General features: G+C 63.2%; 13 protein-coding genes and 1 pseudogene. 7 read left to right on the top strand and 7 right to left on the bottom strand.

What is annotated here, in order from left to right; translation table 11 throughout:
* Positions 1–33: 33 nt before the first annotated feature.
* From ACFXN1_RS21160 to ACFXN1_RS21140, 5 genes are read right to left on the bottom strand one after another with little or no spacing between them, the layout of a single operon-like run.
* Entirely contained in the window at positions 34–831 is a 798-nt protein-coding gene (locus ACFXN1_RS21160) for an SDR family NAD(P)-dependent oxidoreductase (RefSeq protein WP_379442290.1), read from the bottom strand.
* Positions 828–1,874, bottom strand: coding sequence for a phosphotransferase family protein (locus tag ACFXN1_RS21155; protein WP_379442289.1), 1,047 nt, complete (start codon positions 1,872–1,874; stop codon positions 828–830). Before ACFXN1_RS21155 ends, ACFXN1_RS21160 begins: the two co-directional genes overlap by 4 nt.
* Complete coding sequence (locus tag ACFXN1_RS21150) at positions 1,871–3,541, bottom strand: acyl-CoA synthetase (RefSeq protein WP_379442287.1); 1,671 nt, start codon at positions 3,539–3,541, stop codon at positions 1,871–1,873. Before ACFXN1_RS21150 ends, ACFXN1_RS21155 begins: the two co-directional genes overlap by 4 nt.
* A 44-nt stretch (positions 3,542–3,585) precedes the next feature.
* The gene (locus ACFXN1_RS21145; RefSeq protein ID WP_379442286.1) at positions 3,586–5,484 is read right to left on the bottom strand and encodes a nitrilase-related carbon-nitrogen hydrolase; all 1,899 of its coding nucleotides are present in this window, start codon (positions 5,482–5,484) and stop codon (positions 3,586–3,588) included.
* Positions 5,481–6,878, bottom strand: a complete 1,398-nt coding sequence (locus tag ACFXN1_RS21140) for an NAD(P)/FAD-dependent oxidoreductase (protein WP_379442285.1) — start codon at positions 6,876–6,878, stop codon at positions 5,481–5,483. The genes ACFXN1_RS21145 and ACFXN1_RS21140 overlap by 4 nt, the downstream gene beginning before the upstream one ends.
* Before the next feature lie 197 nt (positions 6,879–7,075).
* Here ACFXN1_RS21140 and ACFXN1_RS21135 point away from each other — a divergent pair, with 197 nt between their 5' ends.
* Positions 7,076–8,308, top strand: a complete 1,233-nt coding sequence (locus tag ACFXN1_RS21135) for a PucR family transcriptional regulator (RefSeq protein ID WP_379442283.1) — start codon at positions 7,076–7,078, stop codon at positions 8,306–8,308.
* A gap of 55 nt (positions 8,309–8,363) precedes the next feature.
* On the opposite strand, the gene ACFXN1_RS21130 is transcribed toward ACFXN1_RS21135, so the two are convergent.
* Positions 8,364–9,347, bottom strand: coding sequence for a winged helix-turn-helix transcriptional regulator (locus ACFXN1_RS21130; protein WP_379442282.1), 984 nt, complete (start codon positions 9,345–9,347; stop codon positions 8,364–8,366).
* Between the two features lie 133 nt (positions 9,348–9,480).
* Here ACFXN1_RS21130 and ACFXN1_RS21125 point away from each other — a divergent pair, with 133 nt between their 5' ends.
* From ACFXN1_RS21125 to ACFXN1_RS21100, 6 genes and pseudogenes are all read left to right on the top strand, one after another.
* Positions 9,481–10,275, top strand: a complete 795-nt coding sequence (locus ACFXN1_RS21125; RefSeq protein WP_379442280.1) for an enoyl-CoA hydratase/isomerase family protein — start codon at positions 9,481–9,483, stop codon at positions 10,273–10,275.
* A 483-nt stretch (positions 10,276–10,758) separates the two neighbouring features.
* Positions 10,759–11,772, top strand: a complete 1,014-nt coding sequence (locus tag ACFXN1_RS21120) for an SDR family oxidoreductase (protein ID WP_379442279.1) — start codon at positions 10,759–10,761, stop codon at positions 11,770–11,772.
* A 540-nt stretch (positions 11,773–12,312) separates the two neighbouring features.
* Positions 12,313–13,487: pseudogene (locus ACFXN1_RS21115) on the top strand (acetyl-CoA C-acetyltransferase).
* 110 nt (positions 13,488–13,597) lie between these two features.
* Positions 13,598–15,931 carry a nitrate- and nitrite sensing domain-containing protein gene (locus ACFXN1_RS21110; protein ID WP_379442277.1) on the top strand — a complete coding sequence of 778 codons (2,334 nt, stop codon included), beginning with the start codon at positions 13,598–13,600 and terminating at the stop codon, positions 15,929–15,931.
* Positions 15,932–15,972: 41 nt separating this feature from the next.
* A complete protein-coding gene (locus ACFXN1_RS21105) occupies positions 15,973–16,377 on the top strand; it encodes a roadblock/LC7 domain-containing protein (RefSeq protein WP_379442276.1) in 405 nt (134 codons plus the stop codon).
* Between the two features lie 269 nt (positions 16,378–16,646).
* Positions 16,647–17,285 carry a TetR/AcrR family transcriptional regulator gene (locus ACFXN1_RS21100; protein WP_379442275.1) on the top strand — a complete coding sequence of 213 codons (639 nt, stop codon included), beginning with the start codon at positions 16,647–16,649 and terminating at the stop codon, positions 17,283–17,285.
* 64 nt (positions 17,286–17,349) lie between these two features.
* On the opposite strand, the gene ACFXN1_RS21095 is transcribed toward ACFXN1_RS21100, so the two are convergent.
* Positions 17,350–18,897: a long-chain fatty acid--CoA ligase gene (locus tag ACFXN1_RS21095; protein ID WP_379442273.1), complete on the bottom strand. Its 1,548-nt coding sequence runs from the start codon at positions 18,895–18,897 to the stop codon at positions 17,350–17,352.
* Between the last annotated feature and the right edge of the window lie 152 nt (positions 18,898–19,049).

The raw sequence follows: 19,049 nt of genomic DNA, 5'->3' as shown, positions 1-19,049 counted from the left end.
GGAATGCTCCTAAGTTGTTGATGAATGTGAGCGTCAGCCGAGAGCGCCGTGCACGCCGCCGTCGACCTTGATGGTGGCCCCGGTCGTGTAGCTGCTCGCGTCGGACGCCAGGTACAGCGCAGCTCCCACGATCTCGTCCGGTAGGCCACCGCGCCCCAAGGCGATCGCGCGCTGGGCCGCAGCTGAGAACTGATCCATGTCCCATGCCTTGGAGATGTCGGTCAGGAATGGTCCCGGACTGATCGTGTTGACCCGTACCCGCGGACCGAATGCCCGGGAAAGGCCCAACGTTGTCGTGGCCAGCGCGGCCTTCGCTGCCGCGTACGGCACGGCTTGGGTTGACGGATTGTCGCTCTCGATGGATGTCACGTTGATGATCGATCCATGGCCCCGGGCCAGCATCGCCTCCCCGATCAGCGCCGCAAGACGGAAAGGGCCCTTCGCATTGATGCCGATGACCTTGTCGTAGAGGCTTTCGGTGATCTCTCCGAGACTTGGATAGAGCGGCGACAGACCGGCGTTGTTCACCAGGACATCGACGCCACCGGTGATCCGTTCAGCCTCCAGCGCAAGTGTCGTGCACTGGTCCCACGAGCTGACGTTGCATGGAAGAGCCCAGGCTTGGACACCGAAATCCGATCGCAGCGACTCGGCGGTCTGCTCGCAGGCCTCAGCCTTCCGGCTGGATACCACGACGTCGGCGCCTACCGAGGCGAACCCGCGGGCCATTGCCAAGCCGAGACCCCGAGTAGCCCCGGTGATGAGGGCCGTCCGACCCTCGAGTCCGAATCGCTCGAGCGCGGAGACGCCTTTCGGCAGGTGGTCGTTCATGCGGCGACTCCCGCGATTCGCACGGCTCGCTCGAACAGTCGGCAGGCTGCGCTATGAAGCATGAGCCCGACCTCGCGTGACGCTTTGCCGGCGCAGGCACGCACGTACGTTCCTTCCAAGACGATGCCGAGCTTGTAGCAGCCCAGCATGATGTACCAGTCGAGATGGTCGACACTGCGTCCAACCCGCGCCTCGTACAGACCCACGACTTCCTCCGCGGACATGGCGCCGGCAACGCTCGTGACCTCGGGCGAGTCGAAGATCGTCTCGTGGTCGTCAGGAAGCATCGCGAGATAGCGCCCAAGGTCGAGCAGTGGGTCACCGATCGTGCTCATCTCCCAATCGACGACAGCCTCCAGTTGGCCGTCGCGCTCGCCCATGATCAGATTCGCCAGGTGGTAGTCACCATGCATCAGTCCGGGCGTGAACACCGGCGGCACTCGCTCGGCCAGGTAGTCACGGACTCCTTCGAAGCCGGGCAACTGTGGACCCGCGTATTCGGGAACCTCGGCGTACCCCTCGTACTCGGCGGACCAACGGTCGACCTGACGGTGCAGAAACCCGTCGGGTCGACCGAAGTCCGCGAGTCCACATACCTCGTAGTCGACCATGGCGATATCGGCGAGCGTCGAGATCGACTGGGCGGCGATGGCGCGCAAGGCATCTGTGCTCTGATACGCCGCGGGAATGGATTCACCGGGGTTGAAACCATCGACTGCACGCATAACCAGGAAGGCTGTCGAGCCCATCACGGACTCGTCCTTGCAGACTGCGATCAGCTCGGGATGGGGTACAGCAGTTCGGTCCAGCGCACGAAGCACCTGTGCCTCTCTCAGGATCAGGCGACTCGCATTTTGACGCGGCCGAAGTCCCGGGCGGCGGAGCACCAGGTCGTCTTCACCCCGACGGAAACGGACCAGCACATTCTGTGTTCCGCCGGCCAAGGGACGCACTTCCGTCAGCTCGCCTTCACCCACATCCTGCTGGTCCAGCCAGCGTTCCAGTACGGCGAGGTCGACTGCCTCATCGAATACCGACGTCATGCAACACCCCCTTTGGTCTGGGCGCGCAAGACGTTCTTGCGGACCTTGCCCGTCTCGGTCCTCGGAAGCTCCTCGACATAGTCGATGACCTTGGGATAGGCGTGGCGTCCCAACTGTTCGCGCACAACCCGCTGGACCTGCTCGCTGATCTCGTCCTGAGCCACCGTCCCGTCGGCGACGATGACGGCTCGCACAATCGACCCGCGCTGCTCATCGGGGGCGGCCACCACGGCGACATCCGCCACGCCCGGTATTTCTTCGATGATGTTCTCGACCTCGGCGGGGCCGACGTTGTAGCCGGCAGTCACGATCAGGTCGTCAGCACGGCCGACGATCCGGTAACGGTCCTGGTCGTCTCTGGCAGCGAGATCACCTGTCGTCAGGTATGGACCAACGAATCTGCTCGCCCAGACTTCCTGCAGGTCCTTGTATCCCAGAATCGGCCACCGGGCATCGCGAAGCGCGATGATGCCCTCGGAGCGCTGGGACTCACCTGCAGCATCGATGAGGTCCACATCGAAACCCGGCACGACGCTCAATTTCCCGGAACCCGAGGAAATCTCGTCGAAAGCCAGGTCAGCCAACACCATGCCGAACTCGCTCGACCCGTAGCCATCTTGCAGATGCCCCCCGCCGATCTCACGCCAACCATCGGCAACGACGGGCAGGAGTTGCTCACCCGCGCTCATACCACCACGAACACAATCAGGAAGTGAGCCGCTGCTTCGGGCTTCGTCGATCAGGACGCGGAACGCACTCGGCGCCGAGGCCACGTAGGTGACCTGCTCCTCGCGAATGACCCGCAGCCACTGTGCGGCGTTGAAGACACCGGCATATACAACCCGGCGGATACCAAGCGACTGGACAATGAGTCCTGTCGTGTAGAGGCCGTAGGACCAGCCCGGGTTCGCACCGGCGAAGATCACGTCGCTGTCGTCCGCCGCCATCGTGTGGCGCAGGAAGCTCTGGAGCGGCAGCACCAGCGAGTGCGCTTGCATGCACCCCTTCGGCTTTCCCGTCGTGCCGCTGCTGAAGATCAGGGTTGCGCACTCGTCGTGCCTGGTCACAACCGTTTCGAACTTGGTGTCCGCACCGCGTACCCGCTCCCAGAAGTCGAGATCCCCGGCAATGGCGCCCGTGCCGGCCTCGTTCCCAACTGTGAGAACGCGAGGATCTCCGGTCAGCTGGGTGGCGACGCTCGTGTACCTCTCGCGGTAGCTGGCATCGACAACGACGGCAGAGACATCGGCCGTCTCGAGACGCTGGGCCAACGCATCGACGCCGAATCCAACGAACAACGGCACATACGCGAGGCCTGCCCGCCACGCCGCCAGCGCGCAGATGTAGGCCTCCGCTCCCTGATCGAGCAGTGCCGCGACCCGGTCCCCTCGTTCGAGACCAGCCTCACGCAGGACATTGGCCAGGGCGCAAGAGGTGTCCATCAGCTCGCGGTAGGTCCAGGACCTCGGCGTGCTGTCGGGCCGGTGAACCGTCAGCGCGATTTTCGAGGGATCATCTGCCCATCGATCGCAACACTCGTGCGCGAGGTTCAGTCCCTCTACTATCGGCCAGTCCAACCTGGACTCCATCAGTCGCTGGTACGCGTCGACGGGAAGCTCGCGCTCTGCTAGGAGCTCGTCGCGCAATTCAGCGCGCAGAGAATTCATATCGGGGTTTCCTGTCATGGTTCGAGTCGTCCGTTCGATCAAGGTCAGATATCGAGCGTGAGACTGGGCGTTCGCGCCCTGGAGACGCAGGGCATCATTCGGTCGGTGGGTTGCAGCTGCGCCAAGATGGAGTCGCGATGGTCCGGAAGGCCCTCGAGGACCGCCACCTCGCAACTGCCGCATACGCCCGTCTGGCAGGAGTAGTCGATATCGAGCTCGGCGTCCCGAAGGGCGCTGAGAATGCTGACACCCGCCGGCACCTGGATCACTCGACCCGTCGATCCAACTGTCACTTCAACCGGAGCATCAGTACCGTCGCCACGCGGAGCTGCAACGAAACGCTCGACGCGGAGGTGTACTTCGGGATGGTTTCGACACTCGGCCTCGACGGCGCGCAGCAGCGGCTCCGGACCACAGCAGTAGACCATCGTGCCGTCGAGCGCGTTCTTCAAACATTCTTCGAGGTCGAGCAGGCCATCACGGTCCTGGGCTCGAACGTGCACGTCGCCCGGGTACTGCTCTGCGAGCTCCGACCCGAACGCCATCGTGTCGTCGGACCGGCCGCCGTAGAACAGCTCGAATTTCCGCCCACGACTGTGTGCAACGCGCATCATGGCCCGGATAGGGGTGATGCCGATCCCGCCGGCAATGAACACGTACTGCTCGGCGTCTTCCAGCTCGAAGTGATTTCGCGGGAGGCTGGCGCGCACCTGCTCGCCGACCTTCAGGGTCTCGTGCACGAGTGCCGAACCGCCGCGGCCCTCATGCTCACGCAGCACGGCGATCTCGTAGAACGGATCGTTCGGGTTGCCGCACAACGAGTACTGGCGCACCAGCGAGTCGTCGAGGATGAGATCGATGTGCGCCCCCGGGCCCCACGGTGGCAGCGGCGCACCGGAGCTCGCCTTCAGTTTCAGGCGCACTACGTCCTTGGCGACCAGTTCCCGCTCGATGACGGTCAGCAGCAGCTGGTCGTTGTGTGTCGGCTTCGACTGGAGCGGGCGCGCATGCTGCTGTGCCTGGGGGCGCACTACATCAGGCAGATCGGAGTGGGCCGAATCCTGCCATGGAAAGTCTCGCTGGATCCAACGTGACCAATAGGCAGCCGAACCTACGAGGATTTCTGATCGGCGGCGGAGTCCTCGAGGCCGCATCGGGCCGTTCTTCCACACGGCCGAGGTCAGCGGCTCGACGCGGGAGCGCCCGATGGGCACGGTCGCGGCGATCACGCCCTCGACCTTGGCGAGTTCAGCGAGGACCGTGCCATCAGGTCCGCAAATGCGACTGTCGGCACCAGTGTGGGCATGGCACGCCATTACCGTCGTGACACCCAAGTATCGCGCCATCTGGATGCTCGTCTCCCGGCCACCGTTCCGGTCACCTGCACGACGTCCGATCCGTCCGCGGATGTCTGATGGGAAGAACAGGCCGCCGACCACCAGGCCGGCACGGCCCTCGTGGAGTGCCGCTGCCCGCTCTTGCGAAGCCCATTCGGGACCGGCGAGTACGCCTATCGATTGGTCGCCGAACGTGCTCGTCGTATAGACACTCGCCCCGTCGCCGGCGCGGCACAGCCGTTCCTCGTGGACCCCCAGGATTGTTCTGTTGTGCAGGTAGGTCGCACCATCCGGTTCGACAAGCATGTATGTCTGGAAGGCGTGGTGTCCCCGAACGGACATCGCGCCACCGGTCACGACGCAGCGTAGATCTTTGGCAAGTTGCCGCAGCAGGTTCAGTGGCGCTCCGTCGATGTGCCGCGGCACGTTGTCAGCGTCGGAATAGGCGCTGATCGGCGATGTCATCGAGTCCGGCAGGACAATGACGTCAGGTCCGAAGTCATGGTGGGCGCTGCGGGTCAGGTCCTCGAGCCGCTCGAGATTCGCTTCGACCTGCCCGGCCGCCAGTCGTGGCTGTACAGCGGCGACGACGATCTCGCGCGTCATGATCCTGCTCCGTTCCACGGACGGTCCACTATCTCGAGCTCCTTGACTTGTCGGGTGTCGCGGAACGCGCGGCGCCGCGAGGCGATCAAAAGCTTTGCGCCCAGACGCCCTTCGCGGATCAGGTCATGGACCAGCTCACCTCGGTGATCCGAGTCGCGGATGGTCGCGACGGCCGCGCGGGCCAAAGCTTGGGGCTTGATGGATCGGCCCAGTTCACGACCACGTGCACCGGCCGCTGCCACCAATGGAAGTTGAAGTTCGTTCACAGCCGGTACCAGCGACACGACTCCGTGTGACTCACGCAGGACTCGTGCTTGATGGATTCCGACGAGGTAGGCGAACTTGCAGTCCTGCTCTCGTTCGTGTTCCCACTTGCGCAGGGCGCGATCGAGTGCGGCAGGGTTGCCCAGGAGGTGGGCGGTGTGCTCTGCAACGGTTCGCCCTGCCCACAGCGCATCACGAATCCCTTGGCCCAGCACCGGGTCCTTGAAATGTCCGGCGTCACCGATCAGTGCCCAACCAGGGCCGGTCGCGCGACGGAAATAGGAAGCGAGGTTCTCCGTGATCCGAAGCTTGGTTCCGCCCTCAGCGCCTTTCAGACGTGCTGCCGCCTGAGGGTGGTCCGAAAGCTTCTGCCGCCAGAACTCCTCCGGATCGGTGCGTGCCAACGGGATTTCTGCACGATCGACAAGAAACACCACGATCAGGTCGCCGGGCGAGGAGGTCGGAAAGACGAAGCACAGCGAGGTTCCATCACGCCAGTGGTACATCGAGGTGGCCTCTGGGCCGCCTTGGACGGGATCCTTGACGTATCTATACACGGCACCGCGATTGCTATGGGCGAACCGATACGGAGTCTCAGCCCCGACGAGACTCGCGACGGTGGACTGCTGCCCATCCGCCCCGAGGACGAGGTTCGCTGCGATCTCGTGTTCCTGGCCGTCGACCGCGCGGTACGTCACACCGCAGGCACGCCCCCCACGCCAGCGAATGCCGGTGACCGTGCACTGCTCGCGCACGTCCGCACCGGCGCGCCTGGCCGACTTGACCAGGATTTCGTCGAGTTGGATTCGCGGCACCGAGATCGAGATGAAGTCATTTCTGGTCCGATCCAGCAATTCCTCGTACGTCACTCGCGCATCGGTGCCATTGTCGATTTCGGCGATCGCGCGATCGATTGGCGGGGGTCGCAGCCGCAACACATCGTCGAGAGCACCGATACTTTTCAGCTCATCGAGCACCGCCGTGAACATGGTGTGCGTCGAAAGGACGTCGGACGGGAACCGCACACGATCCAGCACCGTCACCTTGCGCCCCGCCTGTGCGTAGGTCGCAGCTGCAGCCGATCCAGCGCATCGGGATCCGACGATCACGACATCCGCACGCTCGATCATTCGTTCAACTCCTTTGTTGGCAGATGCCGGCCAGCTTCAGGCGTCCCATAACTCCATCGGAATGACACCGGCTGACCTCCCCGTTAACTCTCGTGAAACGTCGCTTGACCCCGCTTGTCACGCGTGCCCAAAATCACAGACGTAAGTTGTGCCTCATGAACTAACGAGCTGACGTTCGATGAGGAAGGGTGTCGGCAATGGTGCGTCCTCGTGATGAGCTCGAGCGGTGGTTGCAGGACTTCGTCGCCGCCGAGTTACAGCCGGCAACGGTCGTGATCCAGGTGAAGCGCTTCGCGACGTTCATCCTCGATCGGTGTCCTGAGCTGGCCTCGGATCCTCATCTGAGGCAACTGGTCTACACGACTGCGCAAGCGCATTGGACGAGGTTCCTCGGCAATCTGACCAACGCACCCCACGAGACGCAGCTGATCCAGCCTGCGGCAGAACTCGCCGCTGAGATCGCACGGCGAAGGATTCCGCTGGCAAGCATGTACACCGTGTACCGACTCGCCCTGGAGTCGACGTGGGAGTACATCACCGAGGTGCTGAACACGATCCCCGATGATGTCGAGCGCTTGGAGTTCCTCGTGTTCTTCTGGGGTCGCGCCAGTGAGTGGCTGAATGGATCCGTCGGTCCATCGGTAGAGGTGTACGAGGCAGAGCGAGACCGTCTCCAGCAAGGCGCGAAGGCGCGGCAGCTCGACCTCATTTTGAACGTGCTCGGCGGGAAGTCGATGACCGCAGCTCAGCTTTCCAGGGGGCTTGGTGGATACCCGATCTCGCGTGCCAACACGGCCCTCATCCTGTGTACCGAGGTGCGCGACTCCGTCGCGATCTTGGAGACTGCCGCTCTCCGGCTGGGCGGAGAGGTAGGAGCTCGCCAACCCCTCACTGTGTCGGTCGGTGACAATGAGCTCTGGTGCTGGTTCGGCACCAACTCCCAACCCGATGTCGACGCCTTCTCGCGGCTCGATGCCTGGCTGGGAGAACACCAGATCAGCGTGGGTGCCGGAGCGCCTGGCCTAGGAGTGCACGGGTTCATCCAATCGCACCAGGAAGCAAAAGCGGCCCAAGCACACCGCCTGCGTACAGGCCACCGACTTGGCGTGACGCTATATCAGGATGTAGAGCTTCTGATCCTGCTCAACAAGGACGAGGATGCTGCCGTGACTTTCGTGCGGCGAACGCTCGGCGGACTCGCCGAGGAGACAGTAGCCGCCGAACGGCTTCGAGAGACCGCGCTCGCCTTTTTGTCACGCGGGAACGTCGACGATACCGCCGCCGCGCTGTCGATCCACCGGAACACCGTGCGATACCGGTTGGCCAAGGTCGAGGAGATAATCGGCAACCCGGTAAGTCGCAAACCGGTCGAGCTTGCACTGGCCCTGCAGTACTTCGACACCTTCATACGCACGCCCGACGCCGGGTGAACTCTCCCTCCGGAACGCCCATCGAGGGTCCGCGCTCAGCGGCAGTCAGCGCGGCTCACGGATCGTGCTGCGGCCCGGTTCGAGGCTGGCGGGTGGGCCGATCGGCCACTGTCTTGAGGATTGGATATGCGATGTCCACATCCTTCCGGAACAGGTCCGCGCCGCACGTCCCGCAGCTGAGCTGCGCTCGCAGCGACTGCCCACACGTCAGATGGGTCAGGGGCACCAGCGGGCCGGTGGGTGACTTCCACCGGTCACCCCAACCAATGATCGCCAAAGCTACCGGGTAGAGGTCGAGCCCCTTGTCCGTCAAGTGGTATTCGTGGCGCACCGGGCGGGTCTGATAAGGGGTACGGCGCAGCACCCCGTGCTCGACCAGGCGCGAAAGTCTGGAGGTCAGGATGTTGGTGGCCACGTCGAGGTTGAACCGGAACTCGTCGAAACGATGTACATCGAAGAACGCCTCGCGAACCACCAGACAGCTCCACCAGTCGCCGAGCACCGTCTGAGTCCGCGCGATCGAACACGGCCGGAACCGTTCGAGCAACTCGTAATCCGGTGCCCGGTGAGTGTGGCCGGGCACCCGCGAAACCCCGAGGCGCAGCTCCGGACGTTCTGGCCGCACATCCTGGGCGAGAAGAACTTTCCGGCAAGCCTCGCACCGTAGCTGCGGCGATGCTTCCGAGCCACATGCCAAATGGGTCACGAGCAACGGTCGTGTCTCACGGTGTGCGTACCAACGATCCCCCCATGCCATTGCGGTCATCAGGCAATCGAAGAAGTCCTCGCCGGCCGGGGTCGGCAAGTAGTCCCCGGCCGCCTTCGATCCTTCGGGGCCTCGGGTGAGCAGGCCTCCATCCATCAACTGGGTCAGGCGCGCACTCAGTGTCGATCGGGCGATGCCGAGGTTCTTCTGGAAGTCCGCAAAGCGGCGCACCCCATGCAACAGCGCCTCCCGCATCAACAGCCATGACCAGGCATCACCCACTGCACGTGAGGTCTGGTAGACCGCATCGGGCATCGGCTCGACCTCGTCCACGCGGAGCCCGTCTCCCTTCCGATGATGACCGTCCAGGACCGAATTTAACACTTGCCGCACGCCGCCTCCCGTCATATGGTCTCTCTACGCAAGTAAGTCTCGATATGCAAGTAACTAGAGGGGAGACCTCGACATGAGTGCCGACGAGCCGAAGTTGATCGCAGAGAAATCCGGTCCGATTACCACCATCACGCTGAACCGGCCGCAGGTGAACAACGCACTGGACCGGGATCTGTCCGAGCAGCTCAATCGTGCGGTGCGGGAGGTCCGCGACGATGTCGACTGCCGTGTGGTCGTGTTTCAGGGCGCAGGAAACACCTTCTGCGCAGGCGATGACGTCACGGAGTTCAACGAGTGGCCTCAGGACGTCATCGGCCGTCAGATCCGGCTGTACCAGGAGACCGCGCAGATCATCGAGGACCTGCCGAAGATCACCATTGCCAAGGTGGACGGCATCGCTGTCGGGGGAGGGCTCGAACTCACCCTCGTCTGCGACTTCGTCGTTGCCACAGACCGCTCGCGGTGGGGCATGCCCGAAATCGACTGGGACATCACGCCCGGCTGGGGTGGCACGAACCGGCTCGGCCGATTCGCCGGTCGGCGGAAGGCCAAGGAATGGAACCTGATCGGCGCACTGTTCGACGCCCAGACTGCCGAGCGCTACAACCTGATCAACCGCATCACCACTCCGGAGAACCTCGACAGTGAGGTCGCTTCCTTGATCGAGGTGATGTTGGCCAAGGAGCCACGGGTCGTGGAGCGCACCAAGAAGTGCCTCAACTATGGCGCCGAGTTGCACATTTCCGCGGGTATGGCGCTGGAGTCGGAATGGATCGGGCGCGTCCTCACCCCGGGCATCGCCGACTTCACCGATCGCGACAAGCGCACCCAGCGGCGCAAGCTGTCCCAGACCTTCTGGCAGGACTGAGCGCAGGGTCGCGTTCACCCGGACAGATCCCGGAAAACCTGGCCGGATGGTCATCGGGATCCGGGTGAACGCGTCGCGTTGGTATGGCAACCGGCCCAAGTGCGGGCTGGCCGATCCGGAGCAATGCTGCAAGACCTGCGCCATCTCATGCGTCTATTGCCGTCGCGTTTTCGGCTCTGAATGGATATATGCAACGCGTTCGGCTACGCGAGTTATGAACGGATATCCCGCGTTCGTCAACTCGACGAGCATCGGCTGACAGGTCGCTTTGTCGTGCCCAGCGACCGGAATAGCTCCGGTGCGCCCGCACCCGCCCGATGCGGCGAGCATCTCGAGCGCGTGAATGAGGTGTGCGGTATAGAAGAAGCTCGAGAAGTGGTGGCACTATGCCACTATTGACTTGGCATATGCCCCCTTCTACGGTCCTTGTGTGTCGGCCATCACGTTGCCGAACGATTTAGCATCAGTACCGGAGGGTTATCTATGAGCACCAATCACCCGACGAAATTTCTCGTGTTCGGGGCCGGAAGTCATATTGGAGGCCCCGCTGCAAAGCACCTTGCGATGCGCCGTCCCGAAGCGGCTATCCGGCTCGTCACGAGTCAAGAGTCGAAGGTGGACGCGATTCGTGCCGAACACCCGGACGCCGAAGTCGTCGTGGCGAACTACCTGAATCCGGAGTCGCTGCGCGCTGCATTCGACGGCATCGAAGCTGCTTTCGTCATCACCCCGGACTTCAATCTCGACGAGACGACCGCCATGAGCAACGTCGTTCACGCCATCGAGCAAGCCCGCTCGCTTGTTCGAGTCGTGCGCTTGACTGGAGACCCGCCTGGGTTCCGCGACGAGTCGCAGGTGATCGACCTTTTTCCGCCGATGCAGAAGTGGGACACCGGCACGTGTGTCATTCACCTTCGAGGCCGGAAGGTGCTCTCAGCCTCTTCGGTCCCCGTCGTATACCTGAACGTATTGGCGTGGATGTTCCAGGATTTCTCGAACTACATGTGGCCCTCGATCGCCAAGCGGCGGACACTCATCATGCCGGTCGAGAGGGAAATGAACTTCATCGACGCGGGCGATGTCGGCCGTGCGGCCGCTGAGCTCATGCTGGACCCGTCACTGACCAAAGTCGGCGAGACCTATCACGTTGTCAATGGCATCGATCAGTCTCGTTTCGCGGATCTCGCCGCGCTGATGACCGAGGCGTTCGGAGAAAAGATCGAGTTCGAGACCAGCGAAGAGGCGTTTATCGCTGAGCTCGGCGAGGCCTGGCGCAGCTACTACGGATTCGGTCAAGCGGCCGAGTATTTCGCGGAGTACTGCAAGTTCGAGGAAGCGTTCATCAGCAGCATGGGGGACACGCCCTGGGAGACGATGCTCGGCAGCGAAGCCCTGATCACTCCCGAGCAGCTCGGATTCAAGCCGACGCCGTTCCGTGATTGGCTGATTGCCAACCGCGACTCGTTCATCCGATCTGCAGACGCCTCCGTCGGATAACAACCGTCTGCTGGCCAACGTCACTGGCCTACCAGTGGGGATTCGGTGGATCTATCCGATTCGCGATTCAACCGAATGACGGTACGGTTGGCGAGCTTGTGGGCCAGGCGCCGCATCCCGTCGACGAGCCGACGTCGCGTGCTTGACGGCTTTGCGGAGCGGACCAAGCGCATCGATCCGGGTGTGATCGATGCGCCTCGTTCGCGTCGGCGGCTAGCTCGTGGCGCCGACGGTCGGCTCGATTGCCGCGTCCAAGTGGATTGGCTGCGTTTGGGTGTACGGCTCGGGTGGGCGCGGGGACCACTGCGGGTTCGATCTGTGTCTCGACCGGCCAGCTTAAGTAAGATATGTTACGTTAGCATTGGCTATGTGATGCGGCGCATATGCCGATCGATAGCCGGCCGGCCAGGACGCCCGAGTCGGACGGTCCATGCGTGTAGCGAAGGTTGCCGGAACTTCGAAGGCGCCAATTTGACCCGCGTCCAGTCGACTACCGGTCACTGGCCAAGTGACCGTGGATTGCAGGAAAGGTTCACCCCCATGCGTACCTCCGTCATCGTCGCGGGAGCGCGAACTCCGATCGGCCGCTTGCGCGGCAGCCTGGCCGGGTTCTCGGCCACCGATCTCGCTGGGATCGCGATCAGCGCGGCGCTGACCAAGGCTGGGGTCGGAGCTGACCGGGTGCAGTACGTGATCATGGGTCAGGTGCTGACCGCTGGCGCGGGCCAGATGCCGGCTCGTCAAGCAGCCGTCAAAGCGGGTATCCCGATGACCGTTCCGGCGGTGAGCGTGAACAAGGTGTGCCTGTCGGGCATCGAATCGATCATTCTGGCCGACCAATTCATTCGTTCCGGTGCCTTCGACGTGGCTATCGCCGGTGGAATGGAATCACGCAGGCACCGCATCTGCTGCCGAATTCCCGCGGCGGGTTCAAATATGGCGACGTGACGCTGTTGGACCACATGGCCTACGACGGCTTGCACGACGCCTTCACCGACCAGCCGATGGGTCTGCTGACCGAGACTGGAAACGACATCCACGCTGTCACACGCGAGGACCAGGATGAGTTCTCTGCCCGTTCCCACCAGCTCGCTGCCAAGGCATGGGACAGCGGTGTTTTCGATGACGAAGTCGTGCCGATCGAGGTTCCAGGCAAGAGTGGGAGCACTCGAATGACGCGAGACGAAGGGATTCGGCCTGACACCACGGCCGAAACCCTGTCCCGGCTCCGTCCCGCCTTCCGCGACGGAGGGACGGTTACCGCGGGCAATGCCTCGACGATCAACGACGGCGCCTGCGCGGTCGTGTTGATGAGCAGGGAGCGGGCGGAGTCGGAGGGATTGCCATGGATTGCAGAGATCGGTGAGCACGGCATGGTTGCCGGCCCCGACTCTGGTCTGCAGTTGCAGCCGGCCAATGCCATCGCCGAGGCGTGCCGACGGGCCGGAATCACACCGTCGGACTTGGATCTGGTCGAGATCAATGAGGCATTCGCCGCAGTTGGCATCGCCTCCACCCGTGCGCTTGGCATCGGCGCCGAGCGAGTCAACGTCAATGGCGGCGCGATTGCTCTCGGCCATCCGATCGGCATGTCCGGTGCCCGCATCAGCCTGCATCTGGCGCTTGAACTACGGCGGCGCGGTGGCGGTTTGGGTGCTGCGGCCCTTTGCGGCGGTGGTGGCCAGGGTGACGCGTTGATCCTTCGGGTCCCCTGACCCTCGACACGGACGCCGACTGGAAAATCACCGAGTTCGGCCCAGCGGTCACCTAACCCTCCGGGTCGGTCGGGGACGTCGTAGAGCTTGGAAGATATTCGGAGATTGTGATGACTTGGTTGCGTCGGCATGCCGATGGCGTGTGGGTGCCCGATTGGAAGACAAACGCGCGGATCGGAGTGCGTGGCAGGCTGTTGGCGATCGTACTCGTCTCTAGTGTCACGCTGCTCGCCATCGGTGTGGGTGGTTCCGCCTATCTGGTGAAAACCGCTCGGGAAGCCAATAATTGGGCTGAAGTGGCCAGCAGTCTCACTGATCCGGCCCTGGCAATGATCGAGGCGTTCCAGGACGAGCGCTTGCAGTCACTGCGGTACCTGTCCGGCGAGACGAACATGCTCGCAGACTTGACGCCTATTCGTAAGCGCACCGATGCGGCAGTGGTGCAGGTGCAGCGACTGCTCGAGGTTGCGCAGGGGCTGAATCAGGATGATTCGGCCGGCGAGCTCTCCGGCTATGGTGCCCTGTACGAACAGCTTCCGGTGCTGCGGAGTGCGATCGATTCGCATCAAGTTTCAACGGAGCAGGTGTTCGAGCGCTTCGGAAAGGTCATCGATACTGCCTCCTCCGCATCCATGTTGGCGGCGCGGACGGCGCCCGACGCCGCCGTCGCCGTAGAACTGTATAAGGCTGTTCCACCGCTGCGCGGCGCCGAGGCGCTCTCGCATGCCGTGGCGCTGGGTTCCTTGTTCTTGGTTGGTGGGCGTCCGGATGCGCGGCAGCTCACCGAATTCGCCCACTACGTCGGCGAATATCGAGGTGAGGCAGCCTACTCGGTCTCGGTGCTCCGCGGAGAGCGGCTCGCGCAGTTGCAGAGCATCACCGCCGGCTCCGACTGGCAGCTGCTGGCCGCCATGGAAGAAACCATTATGCAACGTGGTGCTGCCTCTGCGGACTCCCGCGATACACCGAGAGCGCCCCGCGCGGAGGACAGCCACCCGGCGGACACCGCCCTGCCCACCGATGCGGCGGGGTGGCAGGACGCCGGGACACGAATGCGGTCGGCCTTGATGAAGCTCTGGCAGGATCAGATTCGGGACGCGCACGCACAGGCTCGTGTTCAGGGAGAGCGCAAAGCCACCAATTCGCTGTATGCGGGTATTGCTGTGCTGCTCGTGGCGGTCCTGGCGTTCCTTATCGCGCTCGCCATGGCCAATCGCGTTGTTGCACGTATGCACCGTCTGCACCGACATACACTCGACTTGGCTGACCACCGTCTCCCTGACCTCATGCGACGCCTCGGCGCGGGCGAAACGGTCGATCCTGCGGAAGAGGTGACCGGGCCGGAATTCGGAACCGACGAAATCGGCCACGTGGCAGCGGCTTTCAACCGTGCCCATCTGGCTGCTCTCTCCGCCGCGGTCTCGGAGTCGAAGACCCGTGCGGGAGTGAACGCGGTCTTCCTCAATATCGCCCATCGCAGCCAGATAGTTGTGCACCAGCAGCTGGCGCTGCTCGACGAAGCCGAACGGGGGGAAGAGGATCCGGCCCATCTCGACCTGCTTTTCAACCTCGACCATTTGGCCACCCGAGCCCGGCGCAATGCTGAGAACTTGATCGTCCTTGGCGGCGGACAACCTGGCCGTCGCTGGCGCAATCCGGTGCCGCTGGTGGACGTCGTGCGTGGAGCGCTCGCGGAATCCTTGGACTACACCAGGATTCGAACCGACCGCATGCCCGAGGTGCGTGTAGTCGGAAAAGCTGTTGCCGACCTTATTCATGCGATGGCCGAGCTGATGGACAACGCCACCGCCTTTTCGCCGCCGCACACGCCGGTCGCCGTGTCGGGAACGGTGGTCGGCCGCGGTGTGGTGATCGAAATCGAGGACCAGGGCCTCGGAATGGGGGCCGAAGAGCTGGTCGAGCGCAATCGTGCGCTGACGGAGCCCCCGGACTTCAGCGTGGCAGCACTGTCCGGCGATGTCCGCCTCGGATTGTTTGTTGTCGCGAAACTGGCTGTAAAGCATGGTATTTCGGTCCGCCTGGGGGAGTCGATGTATGGCGGTGTTCGAGCGGTTTTGCTGATTCCGTCCACACTTCTCGCGGATTTCGATGAAGCGGACTCCGTCACAACCGACTCAACGGCCGATTCCGCGAAGGTCGGCGCGGTACTGACGCCCCTGCTGCTACCGGAGGCCACGTCTTCGGTCATTGAACCAGTCGAGCATCAACTCCCGATCCCGATTTTGCCCGCGCCCGATGTCGCTCAGGTGTTCTCGGACAACCAGCGTCCGGCGCTGCCACGACGCGGCCGTCACTCCGGGCCTGTTGAGGCCGGGCACCGGCAGGTCGAACCTCTACGGCAGAGGTCGGCCGACGAGGCCCATGACCGGATCGCGGCGGTGCTGAACGCCAGCCGCAAGGGCCGTGCGCGCCCTGGCCGATGAGATCTGCACGTATACGACACTCCACTCAACGAAAGGTGACGATGGCCGCCTCCCAAAACCTGGACTGGCTGCTCGACGACATGATTGCGCGCCTCCCCGGTGTCCACTGTGCGGTGGTGCTGTCCACCGATGGCTTGCCGCTGGGCCGTTCCGCCGCACTGTCTCGCGATGATGCGGAACGCTTCTGCGCCATGGCATCGGCCATGCACTCGCTGGCTCGTGGCGCCGGTCTCCATTTCGCGGTCGGCGGCGTCTGCCAAACCATGATCGAACTCGACCACGCAGCGCTCTTCATCACCGCGGCAGGGGACAACGCCTGTCTTGCGCTTCTTGCCGGGGAAAACGCGGACCTCGCGATGGCGGCGTATGAGCTCAACCGCACCGTGGATCGGGTAGGTGCACACCTGTCGGTACCTGTGCGACTCGCAGACAGCGGGGAAGCCTGATCGCCCGCCGCCGGCGCGCTACGACTGGCGATGCGCAGCCCCCGGATTACGTGTGGAATCGCCGCCGACGATGTGGGGCGCGATTCCTCACTCACCGCCCCGTGCACAGGGTGTTTCCAGATCCCCGGCCGCGATTCGAACCTGCCCATGCGATGCGGTCTCCGATTCGTGCTAGATGTGGTGGGAAATCCCACAGACCGGCTCATAGCCGGCAAATATAACATAAGTTATCCTCGCTGTGATCGCGTGGATCCATTGGAGGATGACCTATGAGCGTCGACTATGGCGACGTGGTGGAGTACCACGCATTGCCGCTCCGTGAACGACGTGAGCGGCGCCGCGCGCAAATACGCGAGGCCGCGGGCGCGGAGTTCGTTGCGAACGGCTATTACGCGTCGCGCATGGACGATATCGCGGAGCGGGCCGGAATCTCCAAACCCGTTCTATACCAGCATTTCTCGAGCAAGCTCGAGCTGTATCTGGCAGTGCTGCAGACCTATATCGACGCTCTTGTGGGCGATGTTCGGGAAGCACTGCGCTCCACCGATGACAACATGCAGCGAGTTCATGCTGCGGTGCAGGCGTACTTCGACTTCGTCGATCATGAGACACAGGAGTATCGCCTGGTCTTCGAATCCGCTCTCACAAGTGAGCCGTCTGTACAGCTGCGGGTTGCGCGCGGTGTGGATGCGTGCATCAACGCGGTATTCGAGATGGTCTCTCGTGATTCCGAGCTGGATGCTTTCAGCGCTCGCGCCATGGCTGTGGGCTTGGTCGGCGCCAGTCAGCTCGCCGCACAATACTGGCTGGAGGCGGGCCGCCCCGTCCCCAAGAAACAAGCGATCGACGCGACGGTCGCGCTCTGCTGGGGCGGGCTGTCGCGGGTGCCGCGACGGACCGCCGACTGACTACGTGCTGGCAGCAGCGGCGCTGATGGGCGATGGCCATCAGCGACGCTGCTGTTCCGCGGCTCTATCGAGATTCGCGGTTCGTCTCGTAAGCCTCCCTCAGCGCTCGCTTGAGGATCTTGCCGGCGCCGGACACGGGCAGCTCAGTGACGAAATCGATGGACCGGGGAACCTTGTAGCCGGCGATCAGTGACTTGACGTGACCTTGCAGTTCGTCGGTCGTGACCGACCAGTGTGGCTTCAGCACGACTACGGCGTGCACGGTCTCACCCCACTGGGTGTCCGGTATCCCGATCACGGCCGACGCCGCCACGGCTGGATGCTGGGCAAGTGCGTTTTCGACCTCGGTGGAATACACGTTCTCGCCGCCGCTGATGATCATGTCCTTGAAACGGTCGACGATATACAGATATCCCTCGCTGTCGAGATAACCGGCATCACCGGTGTGCAACCAGCCGTTACGAAGGGCCGCGGCGGTCTCGGCGGGCTTCCGCCAGTACCCAGGCATCACCTGGCCTCCCCGCACCGTGATTTCTCCGACCGTGCCAACGGATACCTCGCCATCGGATTCGTCGACGATGCGAATTTCCGAACTCGGCATCGCCCGTCCAGCGGAGCGGCGTCGGTCCGGGTCGTGGTGGTCGGATGCCTGGAGCATCGTCGCCGCCGCAGCGAGTTCCGTCATTCCGTAGACCTGGAAGAAGTCAGCATCGGGAAACGCCTTCGTTGCTCGGCTCAGCAGTGCGGGGGAGATGGGGGAGGCGCCGTAGATGAGTGACCGCAGCGAACTCAGGTCGTGGCACTCGATCGCGGGATTGTCGACGAGCATCTGAATCATTGTCGGCACGAGTACCGTGTCTGTGACCCTGTGCTGCTCGATGGTCGCGGCGACCTTGTCAGGGATGAAGGTCGGCAATGCGATGTTTGTACCGCCGATGATCGTGGTCATCATCAGGAAGGCAAAATCGGCCAGGTGGAACATCGGCGCCACGTGCAAAGCTCGCGGGCTGTTGGAGTGCAGGATGTTATTGCGCCAGGCCAGGCCTCCGAATGCGGCGGCCAGGAGATTGGTGTGGGTAAGCATGACTCCCTTGGGTGCCCCAGTTGTTCCTCCCGTATAGAACACGCCGGCCAGGCTGTCTCCGGAACGGCGCGCGTCCGGGATGCGCTCGGATTCAACGATGAGTCGTTCGTAGCCGACGAGACCGTCTGGTGTCGGGTTGTCGCCGGCGTGAACAACAGTGGTCAAGCCCGGTGCCAGCTCTCGCAGCTGGGGCACGATCGAGACGAACACATCGTCGACGATGAGAACCTTGGTCTCGGAATCCTGTAGGGAGTAGGCGATCTCGGCAGCGCTCCACCGGGTATTTACGGGGTTGAGCACCGCGTCTGCCCACGGGATCGCGAACAAGGCCTCGATGTAGCGGTCGGTGTTCAGTGACAGAATGCCCACCCGGTCGCCGGCTCGGACTCCCAGCCCGCGCAAGCCGCCGGCGAGGCGGGCCACGCGGTCGACATGCTCGCTGAACGTACGTACCCGTTCGCCACAGATGGTCGCGGGCTGGTCGGGTGTATGCGCCGCCGATCGATGAAGGGCTTGTGTCATGTACACGGAGGTCTCCTCATACTGCACTGGATGTGACCAAAGATAAACTAGCTTATGTATGAGGGAGTGTTGTGTGCAATGCTCCAAACCTAAGATTGTTTATGTTACGCTTCGGCGGCCATCGGCTTGCCGGTGGCGTCGTCGCAAGAGCTCGCCGT

Source organism: Nocardia sp. NPDC059154 (assembly GCF_042755705.1).
Taxonomy (GTDB): Bacteria; Actinomycetota; Actinomycetes; order Mycobacteriales; family Mycobacteriaceae; genus Nocardia.
The sequence above is the reverse complement of the archived record's forward strand: the minus strand, read 5'-3'. Positions and strand labels throughout refer to the sequence as shown.